18 protein-coding genes are annotated in these 20673 nt (G+C 70.0%); 8 read left to right on the top strand and 10 right to left on the bottom strand.

Annotated elements, in window-relative coordinates; translation table 11 throughout:
• Positions 1 to 9 precede the first annotated feature (9 nt).
• A complete protein-coding gene (gene pcp / locus BLQ39_RS00715; RefSeq protein ID WP_092321328.1) occupies positions 10 to 654 on the top strand; it encodes a pyroglutamyl-peptidase I in 645 nt (214 codons plus the stop codon).
• A gap of 228 nt (positions 655 to 882) precedes the next feature.
• Positions 883 to 3693, top strand: a complete 2811-nt coding sequence (locus BLQ39_RS00710; protein WP_092321161.1) for a cation-translocating P-type ATPase — start codon at positions 883 to 885, stop codon at positions 3691 to 3693.
• Between the two features lie 117 nt (positions 3694 to 3810).
• Here BLQ39_RS00710 and BLQ39_RS00705 read toward each other — a convergent pair whose 3' ends face one another.
• Together BLQ39_RS00705 and BLQ39_RS00700 are read right to left on the bottom strand one after the other, a co-directional pair.
• The gene (locus tag BLQ39_RS00705; protein WP_092321160.1) at positions 3811 to 7404 is read right to left on the bottom strand and encodes a TM0106 family RecB-like putative nuclease; all 3594 of its coding nucleotides are present in this window, start codon (positions 7402 to 7404) and stop codon (positions 3811 to 3813) included.
• A gap of 176 nt (positions 7405 to 7580) precedes the next feature.
• On the bottom strand, positions 7581 to 8567 hold the full coding sequence (locus tag BLQ39_RS00700) for a putative endonuclease domain-containing protein (protein WP_092321159.1): 987 nt from the start codon (positions 8565 to 8567) through the stop codon (positions 7581 to 7583).
• 166 nt (positions 8568 to 8733) lie between these two features.
• On the opposite strand from BLQ39_RS00700, the gene BLQ39_RS00695 reads away from it, so the two are divergent.
• Positions 8734 to 9126: a GNAT family N-acetyltransferase gene (locus BLQ39_RS00695; RefSeq protein ID WP_338419133.1), complete on the top strand. Its 393-nt coding sequence runs from the start codon at positions 8734 to 8736 to the stop codon at positions 9124 to 9126.
• A gap of 179 nt (positions 9127 to 9305) precedes the next feature.
• Here BLQ39_RS00695 and BLQ39_RS00690 read toward each other — a convergent pair whose 3' ends face one another.
• Positions 9306 to 10061, bottom strand: a complete 756-nt coding sequence (locus tag BLQ39_RS00690) for a DarT ssDNA thymidine ADP-ribosyltransferase family protein (protein ID WP_167738578.1) — start codon at positions 10059 to 10061, stop codon at positions 9306 to 9308.
• On the opposite strand from BLQ39_RS00690, the gene BLQ39_RS15730 reads away from it, so the two are divergent.
• The 4 genes from BLQ39_RS15730 to BLQ39_RS00675 all read left to right on the top strand — a co-directional run bounded on the left by BLQ39_RS15730 (position 10042) and on the right by BLQ39_RS00675 (position 11947).
• Positions 10042 to 10236, top strand: a complete 195-nt coding sequence (locus BLQ39_RS15730) for a hypothetical protein (protein ID WP_166784354.1) — start codon at positions 10042 to 10044, stop codon at positions 10234 to 10236. The genes BLQ39_RS00690 and BLQ39_RS15730 overlap by 20 nt on opposite strands.
• Before the next feature lie 333 nt (positions 10237 to 10569).
• Positions 10570 to 11025 (top strand): GyrI-like domain-containing protein, encoded by a 456-nt coding sequence (locus BLQ39_RS00685; protein WP_092321156.1) that lies wholly within the window; start codon positions 10570 to 10572, stop codon positions 11023 to 11025.
• Entirely contained in the window at positions 11022 to 11477 is a 456-nt protein-coding gene (locus BLQ39_RS00680) for a GyrI-like domain-containing protein (RefSeq protein WP_092321155.1), read from the top strand. The genes BLQ39_RS00685 and BLQ39_RS00680 overlap by 4 nt, the downstream gene beginning before the upstream one ends.
• Before the next feature lie 158 nt (positions 11478 to 11635).
• Positions 11636 to 11947 carry a putative quinol monooxygenase gene (locus BLQ39_RS00675; RefSeq protein ID WP_092321327.1) on the top strand — a complete coding sequence of 104 codons (312 nt, stop codon included), beginning with the start codon at positions 11636 to 11638 and terminating at the stop codon, positions 11945 to 11947.
• 144 nt (positions 11948 to 12091) lie between these two features.
• Here the strand turns inward: BLQ39_RS00675 and BLQ39_RS00670 are convergent, their stop codons facing one another.
• A complete protein-coding gene (locus BLQ39_RS00670; protein ID WP_092321154.1) occupies positions 12092 to 12547 on the bottom strand; it encodes a DUF7715 family protein in 456 nt (151 codons plus the stop codon).
• A gap of 21 nt (positions 12548 to 12568) precedes the next feature.
• Between BLQ39_RS00670 and BLQ39_RS00665 the strand changes: the two genes are divergently transcribed.
• Positions 12569 to 13171 (top strand): histidine phosphatase family protein, encoded by a 603-nt coding sequence (locus BLQ39_RS00665; RefSeq protein WP_092321153.1) that lies wholly within the window; start codon positions 12569 to 12571, stop codon positions 13169 to 13171.
• Between the two features lie 197 nt (positions 13172 to 13368).
• Here the strand turns inward: BLQ39_RS00665 and BLQ39_RS00660 are convergent, their stop codons facing one another.
• The 6 genes from BLQ39_RS00660 to BLQ39_RS00635 all read right to left on the bottom strand — a co-directional run bounded on the left by BLQ39_RS00660 (position 13369) and on the right by BLQ39_RS00635 (position 20615).
• Complete coding sequence (locus BLQ39_RS00660) at positions 13369 to 14304, bottom strand: alpha/beta fold hydrolase (protein ID WP_167738579.1); 936 nt, start codon at positions 14302 to 14304, stop codon at positions 13369 to 13371.
• 271 nt (positions 14305 to 14575) lie between these two features.
• Complete coding sequence (locus BLQ39_RS00655; RefSeq protein WP_092321151.1) at positions 14576 to 16255, bottom strand: FAD-dependent monooxygenase; 1680 nt, start codon at positions 16253 to 16255, stop codon at positions 14576 to 14578.
• Positions 16252 to 16980, bottom strand: coding sequence for a hypothetical protein (locus BLQ39_RS00650; RefSeq protein ID WP_174775391.1), 729 nt, complete (start codon positions 16978 to 16980; stop codon positions 16252 to 16254). The genes BLQ39_RS00655 and BLQ39_RS00650 overlap by 4 nt, the downstream gene beginning before the upstream one ends.
• Before the next feature lie 334 nt (positions 16981 to 17314).
• Entirely contained in the window at positions 17315 to 18235 is a 921-nt protein-coding gene (locus tag BLQ39_RS00645) for an acetamidase/formamidase family protein (protein ID WP_092321150.1), read from the bottom strand.
• A gap of 3 nt (positions 18236 to 18238) precedes the next feature.
• On the bottom strand, positions 18239 to 19675 hold the full coding sequence (locus tag BLQ39_RS00640; protein WP_092321149.1) for an APC family permease: 1437 nt from the start codon (positions 19673 to 19675) through the stop codon (positions 18239 to 18241).
• 40 nt (positions 19676 to 19715) lie between these two features.
• A complete protein-coding gene (locus tag BLQ39_RS00635) occupies positions 19716 to 20615 on the bottom strand; it encodes a proline iminopeptidase-family hydrolase (protein WP_166784394.1) in 900 nt (299 codons plus the stop codon).
• Between the last annotated feature and the right edge of the window lie 58 nt (positions 20616 to 20673).

Genomic DNA, 20673 nt, shown 5'->3' with positions numbered 1-20673 from the left:
GTGGCATACGTGACCTCAATTCTGCTGACCGGGTTCGAGCCGTTCGACGGCGAGACCGTCAACCCCTCCTGGCAGGCGGTGCTGCGCGCGCAGGCGCTCTGGGACGGGCCCGAAGACGTGCACATCGCCGAGATCCCGGTCGACTTCGAGGCCTGCGACCGGGCACTGGCGGACGCGCTCGACCGGTTCCGGCCCGACCTCGTGATCGCGGTCGGCCAGGCCGGCGGGCGGCCCGGGATCTCGGTCGAACGCGTCGCCATCAACGTCGACGACGCCCGGATCCCCGACAACGCCGGCTTCCAGCCCGTCGACGCCCCGATCGTGCCGGACGGGCCCGCCGCCTACTTCAGCACGCTGCCGATCAAGGCCTGCGTCGAGGCACTCACCCAGGCGGGCATTCCGGCATCCGTGTCCCAAACCGCGGGCACCTACACCTGCAACCACGTCTTCTACCGGCTGATGCACACGCTGCAGGCCGACCGCCCGGATGCCCGCGGCGGCTTCGTGCACATCCCCTATGCCCCCGAGCAGGCTGCCGCCCGCGACCAGCCGAGCATGTCCGTGGAGCTGGCGGCCCTCGCGCTGCTGGCCATCGTGCGCACCAGCCTCGATGTGGCAGTCGACACGCGCGCGCCCGGCGGGGCGCTGCACTGAACCCGCGCTAACCCTGCCGGCCCGCCCTGCCCTGCCCTGCCCTGCCCCCGCCCACACCACGCCTGGTTTGAGTCGCGGACAAAGTACCTTCCCGCGCGAAAGGAAGGGTGTTTGTCCGCAACTCAGCGGCTCTCGCCGCGCGAGAGGCGTCACCCTCGCCCCGGCTGCAGCGGCCGACTCGCGAGTGCGACAGACTGATCTCATGGCCACGGACAAATCTCACTGAGCATGGGAGCAGAAGCAGCGGAACCCTCGCTCGTCGACCCCGCCCTCGTTGACGCCGACGACATCGCCCGCGGGCTCGAGGTCGACCCCGCCGTCGGCCTGAGCGACGCCGAGGCCGCCCGGCGCCTGGCGCGCGACGGCCCGAACGAGCTGCGCGGGGTCCCGCCCGTGCCGACCTGGCGCAAGATCCTCGCCCAGTTCCACGACCCGCTGATCTACCTGCTGCTCGTGGCCGTCCTGGTCTCCATCGGCGCGTGGATCTTCGAGCGGGCCGCCGGGTCCGGCGCCTGGCCGATCGACGCGATCGTCATCGCCGCGATCGTTGTACTGAACGCCGTGCTCGGGTTCGTGCAGGAGGCCCGCGCCGGCGACGCGGTCGCCGCCCTGTCGACGATGACCGCAGCATCCTCTACCGTTCTGCGCGCCGGCGAACTCGCCACCGTTCTGAGCGCCGACCTCGTGCGCGGCGATGTGCTCGCGCTCGGCGAGGGCGACCACGTGGGTGCGGATGCCCGGCTCCTGTCCGCGAGCGCGCTGCGGGTGGCCGAGGCCTCCCTGACCGGCGAAAGCGAGGCCGTGGGCAAGGTAGCCGACACCCTGCCCGCCGCGGCGCAGCTGGCCGACCGGCTGAACATGGTCTTCAAGGGAACTGCCGTCGTGGAGGGCGTCGGCCGGGCCGTCGTGACCGGCACCGGCATGGACACCGAGGTCGGCGCCATCGCGAGCATGCTCGACGCCACTCCCGCCCATGTGACGCCGCTGCAGAAGGAGATCGAGCGCATCAGCCGTACCCTCGGGGCGATCGTCATCGGAATCGCCCTCGTCGTGATGCTGACGATCGTGCTCGTGCAGGGCGTCTCCACCCCCGCCGACTACGTGACCGTGTTCCTGCTTGGCATCTCCCTCGCCGTCGCGGCCGTGCCCGAGGGCCTGCCGGCCATCCTGTCGGTCGTGCTCTCGATCGGGGTGCAGCGGATGGCCAGGCGCAACGCGGTCGTCAAGAACCTCAAGTCCGTGGAGACGCTGGGGTCGGCATCCGTCATCTGCGCCGACAAGACCGGAACCCTGACGAAGAACGAGATGACGATCGAACGGGTGCTGACCGCGTCCGGCGCGGCCCGGGTGACCGGCGTGGGCTACCGGCCCGAGGGCGCGGTGCTGGATGCCGACGGTCGGCCACTCGAGGACCCGCGCCTGCACGCCGAGGTGCTGCGGACGCTCGGCATCGGGTCGCTGGCCGGGAACGCCCAGCTGCTCGAGCACGACGACGCGTGGGAGATCCAGGGGGATCCCACCGAGGCCGCGTTCCTCGTCGCCGCGGGCAAGCTCGTCGGCACGAACGGCCAAGTCGCCCGGTTCGACCGCCTGGACGAGGTGCCGTTCACCTCCGACCGCAAGATGATGTCGACCCTGCACGAGGAGAAGGCGGACGGCAGCCTCCGGATCTTCAGCAAGGGCGCCCCCGATGTGCTGCTCGAGCGCTGCAACCGTATCCAGCTGGGCGAGGAGGTCGTCCCCCTCGACGATGAGCGCCGGCGGCGAGCACACGAGGACGTGCGGGCGCTCTCCGCGCAGGCGTTCCGCACCCTCGGCGTCGCGTACAGCCACGTCGATCCGGGCAGCACGCCGATCGACGAGTCACACGAGCACGACCTGATCTACACGGGCGTCGTCGGCATCATCGACCCGCCGCGTGACGAGGCCACCGCCGCGATCGCCGAGGCCCACCGCGCCGGCGTGCGGGTGATCATGATCACGGGCGACCACCCGGGCACGGCCGCGCGCATCGCGAGCGACCTCGGCATCGTACCGCCGGGATCGACGGCCGTGTCGGGGCTCGAACTCGACCGTCTCGACGAGCCGGGCCTGGCGGATGCCGTGCGCCAGGCATCCGTCTTCGCCCGCGTTTCGCCACGGCACAAGCTGCGCATCGTCGACGCCCTGCAGGCGAACGGGCAGATCGTCGCGATGACCGGGGACGGGGTGAATGACGCCCCGGCGCTGAAGTCGGCGGACATCGGCGTCGCCATGGGGATCACCGGCACGGCGGTGACCAGGGAGGCCGCCACGATGATCCTCGCCGACGACAACTTCGCCACCATCGTCGTGGCGGTGCGGCAGGGCCGGGTGATCTTCGACAACATCCGGAAGTTCCTGCGCTACCTGCTCTCCTCGAACATGGGCGAGGTGCTGACCGTGTTCCTCGGCGTGCTGTTCGCCGGGGTGCTCGGCCTGTCCGGCGCGAGCAACGAGGCCGTGGTGCTGCCACTTCTGGTCACCCAGATCCTCTGGATCAACCTCGTCACCGACTCGGGCCCGGCACTGGCGATGGGCATCGACCCGGAGATCGACGATGTGATGGCACGCCCGCCCCGGGCGCTCACCGACCGGGCCGTCGACGGGCGCATGTGGTTCGGCATCCTGTCGACCGGCATCGTGATGGCCGTCGTGACGCTCGCGACGATCGACCTGTTCCTGCCCGGCGGGCTGCTGCCGGGAGAGGACACGCTCGACGTGGCCCGCACGGCCGGCTTCACCACCCTCGTCTTCGCGCAGCTCTTCAACGCGTTCAACGCTCGCTCCGAAACGAGCAGCGCGTTCCGCCGCCTCTTCGTCAACCGGTGGCTGTGGGGCGCAATCGCGCTGACCGTGCTGCTCCAGGTGGCCGTGGTGCAGCTCCCGTTCCTGCAGGTCGCGTTCGGCACCGCGCCCCTGGATGCCGAGCACTGGCTGATCTGCGTCGCCCTGGCATCCGGCGTCCTCTGGGTTGAGGAGTTGCGGAAGGTCGTGCTGCGCGCGCTGGATCGGGCCTGAGGGTGTGTGGCCCGGGTTGACTTGCGGAGAAAGTACCTTCGTTCGCGCGGGGAAGGTACTTTGTCCGCAACTCAACCGGGGCTGGGTGCGCTGGGTGCGCTGTGCGGGCTGCAGCGACTACGCCGCGGGCTCGACCAGGGTGATGAACGCGCTGAGCTCCGCGACGCCGGCCGGGGTCACCGGCAGGTAGTCGGTGAGCGCCGGCGAATAGACGAGGAAGGCCGCCCACTTGGCCCGCGAAATCGCGACGTTCAGCCGGTTCTTCATGATCAGGAAGGACATCCCGCGGGGCACGTCGTTGACCGAGGATGCCGCCAGGGTGACGATCGCGATCGCCGCCTCCTTGCCCTGGAACTTGTCCACGGTGCCCACGCGCACGTGCGAGTAGCCGGCCGCCGCGAGGGCGTTCCGCACGGTGCCGAGCTGCGCGTTGTACGGGGTCACGACGATCATGTCGTCCTCGCAGAGGGGCTCGCCGAAGCGGTCCTTGGTCGGGTCGGTCCAGCTCGTGCCGAGCAGCCGGCGGACCAGCGCGACCACTTCGGCGGCTTCCTCCGGAGATTCGACCGCGTTGCCGACGTGCCGCACCGGCACCACGTGCAGGCCCGGCTCCACGCCCGGCAGCGAGCGCGTAGCGGCGTCCGGATGCGACCGCAACTGTCCCTCATAGGACAGGCGCGACACCGGCGCGGTCACCGCGGGGTGCATCCGCCGGCTCTCGGCGAGGAAGTAGCCCAGCTCCTCCGGCAGCACGTCGTGCCCGGCGCTCACCCAGCCGAGCGCGGACTGGTCGATCGGTTCGGGGTGCGTGCCCTGACTGACCTGCGGCAGCTGCTGCGGGTCACCGAGCAGCATCAGGTTGCTCGCGCCGACGCTCGCCGCGATGGTCGAGGCCAGAGAGAACTGGCCGGCCTCGTCGACGACGAGAAGGTCGAGGCTGCGGCGGGGAATCCGCGCGGGATTGCTCAGATCCCAGGCTGTGCCGCCGACGACGAACCCCGTGACGGCGTTGTCGAGGCCGAAGAGAAGCTGTCCGTCCTTGGCCAGAACGGTGAAGGCGGCATCCGCGGCGGCGTCGGGCGAGCTGCCGGTCTGGGCGACCTTGCCGACCAGGCTCGGGTCGAGGCCCGCCTTGACGATGGCATCGAGCAGGGTTTCGACGACGGCGTGCGACTGGGCGACGACGCCGACCTTCCAGCGGTGCTTCTGCACGAGGGCGGCGATGACGTGCGCGCCGAGGTAGGTCTTGCCGGTGCCGGGCGGTCCCTGCACGGCGAGGTAGGACCGGTCGAGGTCGAGCAGGCTCCTGACGACCGCGTCGATCCGGTCCCGGCCGTGCTCATCGGACGGGGCCACGGACGCCAGAGCGCCGGAACGGGTGCGCGGCGGGACACGGCGCAGGATGTCGACCATCGGGTCGTTCGGCCACCCCGGCTGGGCGTCGACGATGGCCTGGGCCCACTCGTCGATTGCGGGCTTCTGGCTGCCCGCCTTGGGCGGAGCGGACGGGGCGAGCGCCATCGGCCGGTGAGAATAGGGCGGGACATCTTTGCCCAGGGTTTCCTCGACGAGCACGCTGCCGTCGTCGTCGACCGCGAGAATCTTGACCGGCTTGGCGCAGCGGGATCCCGCCTCGGCCTTCGGGTCGAGGAACGGCCCCGGGTAGTCGTAGAGCAGGTACGGCCCGGCCTGTTCGCCTCGTTTGACGCTGCTGCCCGGCGCCCACTGCCCGCGCAGCCACAGCTCGCGCCGGTCGACGCGCTGGCCACCCTCCCGGTACCAGTCGCGTGCCAGGCGCACGTCGTGGATCTCGAGAACGTCCCGGGTGTCGCGCCAGACCTCGATCGGCTGCGCGAGGCGGGCGAAGTGCCCCCACCAGAAACTCTTCTGTTCCCGGCGGTGGTAGTCGATCGCGGCGGCCGCGAACGCCGCCGCCGTCTGCTCGGGGCCGCGGTCCGGGTCGAGCGGGTCGCCGGCGAGCGCGAGCAGCGACTCGCGGAGCGGAGACGGCTCAGGCTCCGCGACCTCCTTCTCGGGCTGCATCGCCCCGATCGGGATGCCGCGCTCGGCCGCCCGGGCAAGCAGCCAGTCGCGCAGGCGGAGCGTGGACACGCAGTCGTAACGGTTGTAGTCGGCAATGGAGTCGAGCATCCGTTGCCCCTCGGCGGCATCGCCGGTGACCTGCTCGTCGCGCGCGGCGACGTACGCGGTGATCGAGTCGGCCGCGTTCGTGACGCCCTCCTTGTCGCGGATTTCGTCGCCCATGTACAGCGGCTCGAGCTTCTTGATCGAGTACGAGTGCGACCCCACGCGCATGGCCTTCTTCACGACCGGGTACAGGTCGACAAGCACATTGCCCTGCAGCAGCTGGTCGACCTCGTCTTCGCCGACGCCGTGCCGGGCGGCGATGGTCAACAGGTGCGTGCGCTCGTAGGAGGCGTAGTGGTAGACGTGCATGCCCGGGAACTCGGCGCGGCGGGCGCCGAGGTAGTCGAGGAAGTCGCGAAGCGCCACACGTTCCTCGGCCCAGGTATGAGCCCAGAAGGCGCGGAATGTTTCGTCGGGCTCGACGAGTCCGAAGAGGTAGTCGAGGCCCCAGCTCTCGCCGGCGCCCTCGGTGTAGAGCGGATCACCCTCGAAGTCGAAGAAGATGTCGCCCGGGTTGGGTTCGGGCAGCACGGCCAGCGCCGACGGGTTGTAGAGCTCGACCGGCGGCGGCTGGTTCTCGACGGCGCTGACCTGCAGGCGCGCCTGGGCCCGCAGCGCGGCGAGCGTGCTGTCGGCGATGCCGGGGATCTCGCTCGTCGGGCTGGGCTGGTGGGGCGTGGCGGGGGTGGCGGGGGTGGCGGGGGTGGCAGGCGTGGCTGCTGTGCCTGTCGTGACTGCTGTGGCAGGCGTGTCTGCTGTGCCGGGCGTGGCGCCCGACGCCGCGAGCGCGTCGATCGTGAGGATCCCGGCCTCCGCAAGCCGCGCGCGCTGCGTCACGCGCATGCCGGCGACGAGCAGCACGTCGCGGTGACCCTGTACTTCGCCCTCGCACACAGCGCAGCGGCCGCAGACCGCGTAGCGCGCGTCGCCCCAGGCTACGGGCGCGGTGTCCGCCATGCGCTCGGCGATGATCTGCAGCAGTCGGGCCCGGCGTTTGCGGTACACGGGCAGGATGTCGACCAACCGGTGCTCGCTCACGGTTCCGTCGCCGAGCAGCAGCTGCACGGTGTCGGCGGTCTCGAAGCCCAGGGACTCGAGCTGGTCCGCGTAGGCGGCGAGCTGGAGCAGCGCGGTGACCCGGGCGCTGCGGGCGAGCTTCGTGTCCTGCACGAGGTACCGTCCGTCGGGCTGGCGCACGATGAAGTCGGCGAAGCCGAGGAAGTTGTCGCGGAAGAAGGTCGCCTGGAAGACGATGTCGGCACCGCCGCGGAACGCTGCTTCGGTGGCCGCCACCGCTGCCTCCAGGGCGCCGTCCGCGCGGGTGTCGGGCCGTTCGATTTCGACGACTCCCTCGCCGAACCTGGCCCGGTAGCCCTCGAGCACGCGGAGTTCGTGTTCGTCGCCGAGCACGCCGGTGCGCTCGAGCATGGCGTCGGCCTTCTTTTCCACCGCGGCGATCCGGTCCAGTTTGGCGTCGAGGGAGCGCAGGAAGGCAAACTCGCACTTGGATGCCGTGGTCAGGTCGCTCGCGCTGGTGACCACACCGCCGTTCAGCAGGTACATAGCTCCCCCTCCGGTCGCTCTCTGTCGAGAGTATCGGGAGGGTCTGACATCCGTTGCCCGGGCCGTCTCGCTCTTGCCTGCGCTCCCACCGTTGAGGTGCGGACAAAGTACCTTCCCGCCGCTCGGGAAGGTACTTTCTCCGCAACTCAGCGGGGCAGGCAACTCAGCGAGGCGGGTCAGCGGGGTGGGCGCCGCGTTCCGATCCACCCACGGGCCCGCAGTCGCAGCTCGATGCGCGCGATGAGCGCGGACGGATCCTGCAGGTCATCGTCGGTGAATTGCAGCATCTGCCAGCCGTGGTCCTCCAGGTTTCCGACCCGGCGGATGTCCCGGCGCCACTGCGCCCGATCCGTGCGGTGGTGATCTCCCTGGTATTCGAGCAGCAGCCTGAACTCGGGGTAGGCGAGGTCTGCCCGGGCCAGGAGGCGCCCCCGCGGGTCGTAGATGTTGAGGTTGCATTCGGGTTCGGGCAGTCCGCCGAGCACAATCAGCACGCGCAGCTTCGTCTCGCGCCGCGACTCGGACCGGGTGCGGATGAGCGGGAGGGCCTCGCGCGCGAGGGCGAGGCCGCGGCGACTCGGGTAGCGGGCGACGGCATCCGCCAGCTCGTCCAGCGTGGCCAGCGGCTGCCGCCACTGCACGAGGTGGTCGCCCGCCGCGACGAGGTCCACGAGGGCGAGCCGGGCCGCGAGGTCGAGCCAGGTGCGCGCGGGGCCGGTGAAGCGGAGGCCCCGCCAGAACACGATCTCCTCCGGCCGGATGCGCATGCTGTGCCCGATCACGCCCCGCGCGTCCATGGCCCGGGCGGGCGCGGCGATCCCGACGTGCACCGGGGGCGCCGACTCGAACGCCCGCGGCAGCGGAAGCCGCAGCAGCCGGGCCGCGGTTTCGTGCGTGAAGAAGGCGTGCGGGGGCATCCGCAGGGCGAGCGCCCGGCAGAGCGCCTCGAGAGCGGTGAGGCCGTCGGAGGATGCGGCGGCGTGGGCTGCGGGCGCGGGCGCATCGGCTGCGTCGCCGGGCGGGGCAGGTGAACGGATGCCCCAGAACGGCCGATGCAGGTCGGCTCCCCTCAGCCGCGACGCGCCAACCCCGGCGCTTCGGGCAGCTGCGATGAGGAAGGGGCGATCGGCGAAATCGTCGGGGAGCGGAACCCGTGCTGTCATGTCATGGAGGATGCCGTTTTCGCGCCCCCGGCGTGCGAATTGTCCACAGGCCACGCGCCCACCCGGTTGAGATGCGGAGAAAGTACCTTCCCGCGCCCGACGAAGGGTCTTTGTCCGCAACTCAAACTCGGATCGGGGAGGGTCGTCGAAGGCTGATGTGGTGCTGATGGATTCGCCACGCCGGCGTTCGCCACGCCCGCCACGCCCGCCAGGCCCGCGAAGCCCGCGAAGCCCGCTGAGTGCGCCACGCCCGCCGAGTACGTACGCTGAAGCCATGGCCCACGAATTCGCGCACGAACCGGATGACCGTCGCTACACCCTGCGCGTTGACGGCCAGCTGGCGTGCATCGTCGACTACGCCATCAACGGCAACATCATCGCACTCACGCGCACCTACACGCAGCCGCCCCAGCGAGGGCACGGCTACGCAGCCGAGCTCGTGGAATTCGCCGTGACCGACATCGAGGCCACGACGGACTATCGAATCGTGTCGAGCTGCTGGTACGTCAGCGCATGGTTCGACCAGCACCCCGAACGCACCGGGCTCCTGGCCCGATAGCGCGCGCCGCGGGCCCACGAGCCCGCGACATCCGCCGCGCGGCGCTGAGTTGCGGACAAAGTACCTTCCCGCGCCCGACGAAGGTTGTTTGCCCGCAATTCAGTTGGAAGATGCCGCGCGTGGGAGGAGATGCCGCGCGTGGGAGAGGCTCCCGCGCGTGGGAGGAACTGCCGCGCGAACTACTCCGCGGACTCTTCCGCGGGCTGGAACCACGGCGGGTACACGGCGACCTTCGGCCGGTGCGACGACGCCGCGAGGATGGGCTTGACCAGGTCGCGAACCTTGTCGTTGGCCACGCCGATGAGCGTCACCAGCTCGAACGGGAACGTCTCCTCGATGAGGAACTCTGCCTCGAGGATCGCCGGGGACTCCGGGTCGGCGCGCAGCTTGCGCAGCACACCCTCGGCATCCGCTCGGGTCGTGCCGAACCGGGTCAGCACGCCCGCGGCGTCGCCGTCGGCGGCAACCACGCCGGCCGAGGCGGCGACGGCTGCCGACTCGGGAGCCGATGCTGCCGATTCCGCAGCCGACTCAGGCGCCGACTCAGCGGCTGCGGCCTGGGCGTCGAGCGCCTTCCTGACCGTGCTCACGAGGATGACGAAGTCGAAGGGGGCCGAGCCGTGGGCATCCAGCGCGAGGCGCGGGTCGTCGCTGCGCGCACGGATGCTGTCCCAGACGCTGGCGTCCGGCGAGAGGAAGAACGGCACGTACTTCGCGACGCTCAGGCTGCCCTGGCCCGACACGAGGATGGACCGGCGGGATTCGCGGGTCTCGGCCGAGGAGATGTCGACGGCCGGACGGCCTTCCCAGGCCTTGCTGGCATCGGCCAGGAGGGCGCCGCTGCTCAGGACGCCAGCCAGGTTGCTGATGTGGGTGACGTGGTAGATCCGCTGCTCGCCGACGTCGGCCGGCGTTTTGGCGGATGCCCGCGGCACGGCAGCAGTCTTCGTCGCCCGGGTGGGCTTCGGCTCGGCCCTCGGGGTGCGCAGCGCCGTGGGAGCGGATGCTTCGCGTGCGCGGCTGGCCCGCTTGGAGACCCCGGAAGCCGAGGAGGCCCGCGAAACGGGTGCCGAAACGGAAGCCGTGGGGGCCGCCTTCGGGAAGCACTGATCGCAGAGGTTGCCTTCGAGCCCGTGAATGCATTCGTCGTTCAAGTAATGACCTTTCGTAGCGTGGCGCCCCTGCCCCACCTGTCAACGTTACGTTCATTTCGAGCTCAGCGGGGACAGAACGTCGTCAGAACGACCCGACCTGGCGGCCCGGGGGGAGGAAATAGTTCGGTGGACGAGGCTGAGGGCCGGGCCGGACACGGCGCCACCGGAGGGCGGCGCAGGGCCGTGGACTGGCTTTCGTCCCCTTTCGACCGCCTCGGGCCCGGACTACATTGGCCACCGTCGGCCTCGCTCGGGGCCAGGCATCCGCTATCGCAGCCAGGGAGCCAGCATGAAAGCCGAGAAAGTCGATCTCGAGCCGCGCACCATGATGGGGGTGCACGAGGTCATTCCGATCACCGCCATGGTCGACTACTTCGGCCGGGCATTCACAACGTCGGCGGCGGAACTGGGCAAGCAGGGCGCGTATCCGGCCGGGCCTGCGATTGCCCTGTACCACGGCAAACCCACGGACGTCGTGGATGTGACCGCGGGGTTCCCGGTCGAGCAGCCGGTCACGAGCACGCCGGAGGCGAGCGTTGTCACTCTGCCCGGCGGGCCGGCGATCCAGACCGTGCACACCGGGTCGTACGACAGTATGACCGGCACCTACGACGAGCTGATGGCCTGGGTGACGGAGAAGGACCTGACGATGTCGGAAGACATGTGGGAGGAATACCTCACCGGCCCCGAGACCGATCCCGACCCGTCGACCTGGACCACCCGGATCGTCTGGCCGCTGGCATGAAGGCCGAACGCGTCGAACTCGAGCCGCGCACCATCCTGGGCGTGCACGAGGTGATCCCGATGACCGCCATGACCGACTTCTTCGGCCGGGCGCTCACGACCGCGTTCGCCGAGGTCGGCAAGCAGGGCGTCGCCCCCGCCGGCCCCCCGCTCGCGCTGTACCACGGCATGCCGACCGACACGGTCGACGTGACCGTGGGATTCCCCGTTGCCGAGCCCGTCACGAGCACCGCGGATGTCGTCGTCGTCACGCTCCCCGGCGGTCCGGCGATCCAGACCATCCACACCGGGTCGTACGACGGCCTGGCCGGCACCTACGGGGAGCTGATGGCCTGGGTGGCGGAGCAGAAGCTCGAGCTGGGCGAGGACATGTGGGAGGAATACCTGACCGACCCGGACAGCAGCCCGGACCCGTCCACCTGGCAGACGCGGATCGTCTGGCCGCTGGCCTGAGCGGCGTTCGCCCGGATGCCGCCCGGGCCCGATCCCCGGGCCGGAACCCGGGGCGACCGGCGAGCCGTAATTGGGCGAGAATGGTGCACTCCGCGGAACGCTCCCTCGGACGCACCAACTGCGCCCCCGTACTCGCCAACCAGTCAGGTCAGGAAATCATGTCCATCGTTGTCACAGCCGTATTCACCCCCAAAGCCGGCGCCTTCGACCAGGTCGTCGCCGCCCTGGCCCCGTCCATCGCCGAGGTCCACGAGGAGCCCGGCTGCCTGATCTACGCGATCCACGAGGCCCCGAACGGCCAGGTCATCATGATCGAGTCCTGGGAATCCGCCGAGCTGCTCGACGCCCACGGCGCGGGCGACGCGGTCAAGCGCCTGAACGCAGCGCTCGTCGGGCTGCTCGAGGGCCCCGTCGAGGTCACCCGCCTCGCGCCGATCCCCGCGGGGAACGAGCTCCAGGGCGCGCTCTGAGCTAGCAGTTGGGTCTCGACAGGCTCGACCACCGGGCGGCGCGTCCGCCGGGGCGGGGCGCGACCGCCCGCGACCGGGCTCGACCAGCGGGGCGCGACCGCCCGGGCGGGGCGCGAGCAGCGGGGCGGGGCGCGACCACCGCGGTCACCGGTGCCGGGCCAGGACCCGGTCCAGGCGGCGCCCGACCACTGTTCCGTCGGCCCAGGACGCGGCCAGGTCGATCAGCTCGTCGACCATGTCCGGCACCGACCGGTTCAGGCAGCACGGGCACCAGCCTTGGGCTTCGAAGCAGGACCGAAGCGCCATCTCGTAGTCGCCGCGGCTGAAACCCGGGATGTCGAGCACCACGGCCGTCGTCGTGTACCCGTCGGTGCTCATCCCGGAGAACGAGCGCCCGCAGCCGCACGGGCCGTCCGGATGGCGCCTGCTCAACGGGCAGGGGTCGATCATCCAGACGAGTTCCCCGTCGATGCAGTGGCTGAAATCGCTCGGGCGCTTGCCCTGGGTCACCCTCGTGGCCACAAATGCCTTCATCATCTCTCCTTCGTCTCGTGGCACGAGCGTTAGCGAGTAGATGCTGGTGACGATATCGGCAGCCACCGACACTCCTAGACTCGTCGCATGACACGCACGAACACCGTCTCCCTGATCCGGCACGGGCAGACCCTGTGGAGCATCACCGGCCAGCACACCGGACGCACGAACATCCCCCTGACCGAGCTCGGACGCCGACAGGCGGATGCCCTCGGCGAGATGCTCGACGGCCAGGCGTTCTCCCTCGTGCTGTCGAGCCCGCTCGCGCGCGCGTGGGAGACCATGGAACGGGCAGGGTACGCCGGGCAGGGCGTCGCGAGCGACGACATCCTGGAGTGGGACTACGGCGTGTACGAGGGGCGCACGACCGACGACATCCGCCGGGACATCCCGGGCTGGTCAATTTGGACCCACCCGGTCGAGGCGGGCGAATCCGTGGACGAGGTGGCCGCACGCGCCGACCGCACCATCGAGGCCTGCCTGGCCGCCGACGGACCGGTGGCCGTCTTCGCACACGGGCATTTCCTGCGCATCATGGCCGCCCGCTGGATGGGCCTGCCGCCGACGGCCGGCCGGAACCTGAGCCTCGGCACCGCGACCGTGTCAACCCTCGGCTGGGAGCGCGAGAACCGGGTGCTGCGGATGTGGAACGACGCCTGTCACCTCGACTCGATGGATCCCGTGCTCTAAGGGCGGACCTGGTTGCGCCCGGAGCGCGGGCGTGCGGGCTGGGGCGCTGGGCTCGAGCGTGGGCTGGTGCGTGGGCTGGACCCCTTGGCCACTTATTTGAGTTGCGGAAAAAGTACCTTCCCCGCGCGCGCGAAGGTACTTTGTCCGCAACTCAACCGCGCCGGCGGCTGGGGCCACGACCGGCGCGCGGGCGTCAGTCAGTCAGTTGCGCGGTCACGTCGGCGCGAGACGCGGATGCTCCGCCCCGGCGCCGCCCCCGGCGCAATGTCCTGCGCATCGAGGAAGCCGAGCACGTCCGAGACGAGGTCGCGGCTCGTCGACGTGCCCATGTGGCTCTGGCCTTCGTAGAGGAGCAACTGGCTGTTCGGGATCAGCGCGGCGGTCTGCGTGAACAGCTGCTCACTGTAGAACGCGTCGCGTTCCCCGCCGATGACCAGGGTCGGGGCGGAGATCTCGTGCAGCCGATCCCTGAGGTCCAGCTGGTCTTCGGCGCGGATGGTGGCGATCATGTCGGGCGTGGCCTTGCCGTACATCGAGCGGCCGAGCAGCCAGCCCAGCACCCCCAGCAGCCTCCGCGACGCGGGCCCGGCTCCGAGCATCGCGAACGCCGCGGCGCCTGCCCGCCTCGGCCGCTCCGCCTGCACCTCCTGGGCGACGCGTCGCTGCGCATTCCTCCCCCGCTCACCGAGCCGGTAGGCGGCCGAGACGATGATGAGCCGTTTGACCACGTCGGGGTGGTCCACCGCCAGCTGCAGCGCGACGCTGCCGCCGGTTGACATTCCCAGCACGTCGACCGGACGACCGAACTGGCGACGCAGCGCGCCGGCGAGTTCGCCGGCCAGGTCGGCGATCGTGGCATCCGGCGCGAGCCCGGGCCGTCGGTTCACCCACCAGACACGACGACTGTGGGCATAGGGCTCCAGCATCAGCGCCTGCGCCCAGCGCTCCATGCCGACGGGGCCCTCGTTGTGCGCCCCGAGCCCCGGCAGGAAGACCAGCGGCTCACCCGACCCGAGGCTGAGGAAGGGCAGCCCGCCGGGAAGCCTGCCGTACATGCGCGTGCCCGGGGGCCGCGTGCCGGTGCGGGCGCCGAATGGGCCGGATCGCGTGGTGCTGGCTGTGTGGTCGAACATCGAATCACCCATTCGCTCGGCGTGACGGTTCCGGATGCCGCGCGCGGCTCCGACAGGAAACGAGGGGGACAATACCCGCGGCCCGCTCCCCCCGCAAAGGGATGGACAACGACGTTCCCCGGGGCCCGGGATGCGCCGTCGACTCCGGGCAGGGCCGCGCACCGGGTCGCCGGGCGGGTCGCCGGGTCGCCCAGCGGCCGCCTCCCGCCCAAGTCTCACCGTCCCGCCGGGTCTTACCGTCCCGCCCGGTCTTACCGCCCGCCCGGACCGCTCACGGAGCCAGACCAACGAGGCGCAGCCAGGCGCCGAGCTGGTCCTGGTCCACGTCTGCGGCGCGGAATCCGACGTAGCCGTCCGGCCGGATCACGGCCACGCCGCGTCCCGGACGGTCGCTCAGCCGGTGCACGTGGGTCATCGGGCCGAGCAGCCCGGTGTCGATCACGGCAGCATCCTTCTGCAGCAGGATGTGCACGCCGGGCTTGGCGATCAGCTCATGCAGCCGAACCCGCCGGTCCTCGCACCGCACGAGCGCATCCGGCAGGCGCGAGCCGACGCGCGCGCGACGGACCGACCCCGGCCGCGATCCGGGTGCGGCAACGCCCTCGACCGACAGCCGGCTGCCCCGATAGTGCAGCCCGAACTGGGACATCAGGCGGGCGCCCTCGGCCACCAGCCGCCGTCGTCGCATCAGCCACGGAGCGAGGGGCGCGCCGAGCGGCACGACGACCGAGCGCAGGAGCTGCGCGAGCGGATGCAGGCTGGCCTCGGCCCAGAAGATGACGTGCGTCACCCGGAGCACGCGCCGATCCGCCGGACGCCGCTCCCGCTCGTAGGAGGCGAGCAACTCGGTGCGCGGGGCCGCGCCGGAGGCGTCGGCCCCGGCCGCGAAGGCAAGTTTCCAGCCGAGGTTGAGGGCATCCTGGATGCCCGTGTTCATGCCCTGCCCCGCGGCCGGGGAGTGCACGTGCGCGGCGTCGCCGGCGATGAAGAGTGCGCCGCGGCGAAAGTGCGTGGCGAGGCGGTACTGCAGCCGCACCTGCGCCGACCAGGCCACCTCGGTGATCCGCGCGGGAAGGCCGGCGTCATCGACGAGCGCCTGGAGTTGGTCGCGCGGAACGGGCGGACCGGGCTGGCCGAACGGATGCCGCGACTCCCCCGCGGCGCGTGTGGCGAGCATCCGCCAGGTGGCGCGTTCGCCGATCGCGAAGAGGAACAGCAGCCCGCGCCGGCCGGCCACGACGTGGGCGACGCCCGGCTCGAGGTCGCCGGCGGGGGCGGGGGCTGCGGCGCGGTCGGTGGCGTGGGCGCGGGAGCGGTCGTCGGCTTGGGCGTCGGCGCTGGCGGTGCCGGCGCCGGTGCCGGTGCCGCTCAGCTCCAGGTCGGCGAGCACGACTTCCTCGGCGTAGTCGCCGCCGTGCCAGGCGCCGATCCGGTCCCGCACGACGCTCGCCGCACCATCGCAACCGGCGAGGTACCGATACGGAACTTCCTCGAGTTCCTCGTCGTGATCGTTGTGCCGGAGGATCGCCCGGTGGCTCTTGCCCGGGCGGATGCCCACCAGCTCGGCCCCGCGCTCGACCGTGACCCCGCGTGCGGCGAGCGCCTCGAACAGCACCGCCTCCACGTCGGCCTGGCGGATCAGCAGCAGGTGCGGGAAGGCGGTGCGGGGAAGGTCGAGCCGCTCGATCCCGACCGGCACCACCCGGGAGCCCACGTGCAGGCGGACGGCGGCGGCCGTGTCCCCTCTCGCGAGGAGGGCATCCGTCACCCCCAACGGCCGGAGCAGCTCGAGCGTGCGCGGGTGCATGATCATCGCCCGCGACGGGCGGAACAGGTCGAGCCGGCGCTCCACGATACGCACGTGCGCTCCGTGGTCGTGCGCCTGCAGGGCCAGGGCGAGGCCGGTCGTGCCGGCCCCGACCACCAGGACGTCGACGGGCGGGGTGGTCACGTGCGCGCCGGCCCCGGGGTGGTCTGCTGCGGCGCTGCCGGCCCGTGCGGGTTCTGACGCGCTGCTGTCTGCCCCGGCGGGTTCTGACGCGGCACGGTCGGCCCCGGCACGGTCGGCCCCGGCACGGCCGGCACGGCCTCGCTCAACACGGGCTGGGCAGGCAGCCACCAGGCTCGGTCGCCGGCTGCTCCCACGGCCTCGGCCACGGCATCCGGGTTGCGCAGGAAGTCGTCGCGTCGGATACCGGGCAGCACCCGGTAGTGGATCGAGCCGCGCACGCAGACGAGCGCCAGCACCCGCCAGAGGGTGCGCGCGTAATTCTCGGCGAGCGCCGGGCCGTCCCATTCGTAGATGCCGCGGTAGGTGCCGCGGGAGTCGTGCGTCATCCACAGCTTCGACACGTACCCCGGGAACCCGACGAACAGCGGGGTGTTGAGGATGCTCTCCAGCCGGAACAGGGCGTGCCCCCTGCCGCGCACGACCACGAGCCGGAAGCAGACCACGAGCACGGCGGGGTCACCCGTCGGGCCACGGTCGACCACGGTTTCGCGGTAGACGGATGCCGTGGTCCCGTCGGCGAACCGGATCCGTCGGCCGGCCATCGCCCGGGGCAGGTGGATGCGGCGTTGCGCGAGCAGCACTGCGGTCGTGACGGCGCAGGTGGCGAGCGATTTCGCGGCGGGCCAGACGGCGACCGGCGGTTTCTCGATCACGATGTTGTCCATGACTGACCTCCCGAAACGAGGTTGCGTGCTCTGAGCTGGTGGTGCGAAACGAGCCTGCGTGCGCTGGGCTGATGGTGCGAAACGAGGTTGCGTGCGCTGGGCTGATGGTGCGAATCGTTGCCAGCCTAGGCAGGCGGTGGTCGCCTGCCAAGCCCCTCCGGCGATCGGCCGCCCCTGGCTGTGAGGGGTCGCAAATCGACCTTCAATCGCTCAACGAAGGTCGATATGCGACCCCTCACACGGTGGGGCGGTCGACCCAGACCGGCGGCGAGCCTGTCGAGACCGGGATCTCGACAGGCTCGGCCGCCTACTCGCGCTGCCTACTCGCGCCGCCTCAGAGCACGCTCTTCGGAAGGCGGTGCACCGTGACCGCACCGACGGCCGTAAACGGATGCAGCGGGTCGGGCGCCGTGGAGCCGGTGGGCCCACCGAGGCGTGAGTGCCCGACGGCGCTCATCACGGCGAAGGCATCCCCTTCGTCCCACCCGTGGTCGTCGACCAGGAAGTGGAACATGTCCTCGTAGCCGCGGGTGATGCTCTCCTGCACGGGATCTCCCAGGCCGACGAAGATCCACTCCTCCGCCGTCTCGACGCGTGGAGCCCGCAGGGTCATGCCCTTGACCAGATCGATGCTGACCACGGCAATGCCTTCCGCCTCGATCGCGATGAAGGATGACTCGCCCTCCGCCATGATCGCGTGGATGTCGCCGATCGACAGGTAGGCACCGTCGATCATGACCGGAAGGTACACCGTCGAGCCCGGGCGGCAATCCGTGACGTCCATGTTTCCGCCCTGCGGGTAGGACGGCATGATCGTCGAATTCGTTCCCACGGCTGGTGCCGTGCCAATGCACCCGATCATCGGGAGCGGTTGGAACACGTGGCGATCCGTGACATGCACGCCGGCCGCGTCGATGGGCACCCGCCGGGTGAACATTTCCTCGCCCATGACGTTCTGCAAGGCGCCGGAGCCGGGGAGGCTCACCGACCAGCCGCAGTCCTTCAGCCGGATCTCGTGGATGGTGACGGCGAGCGCATCGCCCGGTTCGGCGCCTTCGACGTAGACCGGACCGGTGACCGGGTTGATCTGCGCCGTCAGCTTGCCCATTTCGTGGTGCTCGTGCAGTTGCGCGTACACCTCGTCGCTGGTTTCGAATCCGATCCGCTCTCCCGTACCGGGAACAATGCGGAGGGCCGGGGCGCTATCGGCCGAGAAGCCGGGCTGGCCGTGGCTTTTGTCCAGGAAGTGGTCCATGGTCTAGAGGCCGGCCCGCTCTCCGGTCGCCGGAACCGCGAGCGGCTGCTCGAGGTCCTCGCCGGACAGTGCGGTCTTTCGACCGGTGACGCGGTAGTAGAGGAAGACTCCAACGCCGAGCACGAGCCAGACCAGACCGCCGATCTTGGCCAGGTCGCTGGCGTTGAGAAGGACGTAGCCGATGATGAGGAACCCGACGACCGGCACGATGAGGTGCAGCAGGTAATTCGTCGACTTCTTGCGCACGATGTAGAACACGATGACCGACAGGTGCAGGAGCATGAACCCGAAGAGCGCGCCGAAGTTGACCAGGGCCGCAATCAGGTCGATCTGGCCGACGAAGAAGAGCACGAGCACGGCGGAGAGCGCCGACACCAGGAGGATCGCATTCTTCGGCACCTGGCGGGTGCTGATCTTGCTCAGGAACTTCGGCAACTGACGGTCCCGGCTCATCGAGAAGAGCAGCCGGGATGTGGCGGCCTGCGCTGCCATGGCGTTTGCGATTCCGATCGCCAGGACGTTGACCACGAAGAACGTGGTCGCCCAACCGCTGTTGGATGCGGCTTCGACGACGGTGAAGAAGGCATTGCCCACCTCACTGTCGCTGAATGTGCCGCGTCCAGCGGAAAGCGCGCTGGCGAGCCAGGTCTGCAGGATGAAGAAGAAGGCCACGATGAACAGGGCGATGATCATTGCCTTGCCGGCGGAGTTGCGGCCGCCGGTGGACTCTTCGGCCATGGTGGAAATGCCGTCGAAGCCGAGGAAGCTCAGCACGGCGATGGAGAGCGCTGCCGCGATCAGCGGCCCGGATACCTTGCTTGCGTCCCAGAGCGGGGTGATCGTGAACTCCGCACCGGGCACCGAGCCGCTGGCCAGCGCGTTGACCGCGATGATCACGAAGATGACGACGAAGACCAGCTCGATGGCGAGGAAGACCCGGTTCATCAGCTTGATCGACGTGATTCCCAGCAGGTTGATCGCGGTGTTGATCGCCACGAAGATGAGCGCCCACATCCACCGCGGGGACTCGGGGAAGATGCCGATCATCGACTCTGCTGCGAACACGTAGAGCAGGGTCGGCACGAGGAGGTAGTCGAGCAGGATGGCCCAGCCGGCGAAGAATCCGGCCGTGGGGTGGATGCCTCGGCCGACGTAGGAGAAGACGGAGCCGGCCAGGGGAATCGACTTCGCCATCTGCGCGTAGGCGAGGGCCGTGAAGATCATGGCGATGAGGCCGATCAGGTAGACCAGTGGAACCATGCCCTCGGCAGCGTTGTACACGGTGCCGAAGATGGCCCACGGGGCAATGGGGACCATGAAGATCAGCCCGTAGATGAGCAGATCCGTGGTGGAGACGGAACGCTTCAGTTCCTGCTTGTAGCCGAAGGACTCAAGCTGCTGCTGCGCGTTGAGCTCCGGCGAACTCGGTGATGCGGTCATCGGTGTGTTCTTTCGTTAGTGGTGTGGGTGATGGCGCGGTTCAGGAATCATGGCGAGCAAGGAAGTCGCCAATGACGGCCCGAAACGCCTGGGGGTGTTCCAGGTGCACACAGTGGCTCGCGTCGGGGAAGACGTGACTGGTCACTGTGGGAATGTGGTCGACGAAGGGCTGCCAGGTGCCGGCAGTTGCTTCGTCGAATTCGCCGGCCGCCACGAGCGTCGGCGCCTCGATCAGGTCGAGCCGGTCGATGACGCTCCAGGAGCGCAGAGTGCCGACGACATGGAACTCGTTCGGCCCGTTCATCGTGTGGTAGACGGTAGGTTCCGCCTCCATCTGGGCGACGCTCTCCTGGAAGTCGTCCGGGGTCGGCACAGTGCGGCAGACATGGCGCTCATAGAAGACGTCGGCGGCCCGCAGGTAGTCCGGATGCGTGATCGCGCCGGTGAGTTCGTGCCGGGTCAGGGTCTCCTGCACGTCGTCAGGCAATTCGGCCCGGAGCTCGGCGGCGCCCTCGGCCCACAACGCCATGGATGCGGGCGAATTGCAGATGGCTAGGCTGCGGAGGCCGGCGGGGCGGCGCGTGGCGATCTCGGCGCCCAGCATTCCGCCCCAGGACTGGCCGAGCAGGTGGTAGTCGGACAGGCCCAGCTCTGCAACCAGGTTGGTGAACTCGTCCACGAAGAGCTGGGGATTCCAGAACTCGTCCGGAGCGTCAGGCAGATGGGTGCTGTTGCCGCAGCCGAGCTGGTCGTAATGGATCACGGTACGTCCGGTGTCGGCGAGTTCGCCGAGGTTGCGCACGTAGTTGTGGGCCATGCCCGGACCGCCGTGGAGCACGATCAGGGGAAGCGCACCAGCTCGGGCTTCATCCGGCTCGGTGATGCGAACCCACGTCTGCCAGGACCGGAAGGGAATGGTCCTCGTGGTTACTGTGGGCACTGCACTCCCTTGTGTGATTGCTGGTGTGATTGCTCGCGAAATTGGGCCGGCGAACCGT

This window comes from Cryobacterium psychrotolerans, assembly GCF_900101115.1.
Classification (GTDB): domain Bacteria; phylum Actinomycetota; class Actinomycetes; order Actinomycetales; family Microbacteriaceae; genus Cryobacterium; species Cryobacterium psychrotolerans.
This window is presented reverse-complemented; position numbering and strand designations above follow the sequence as displayed.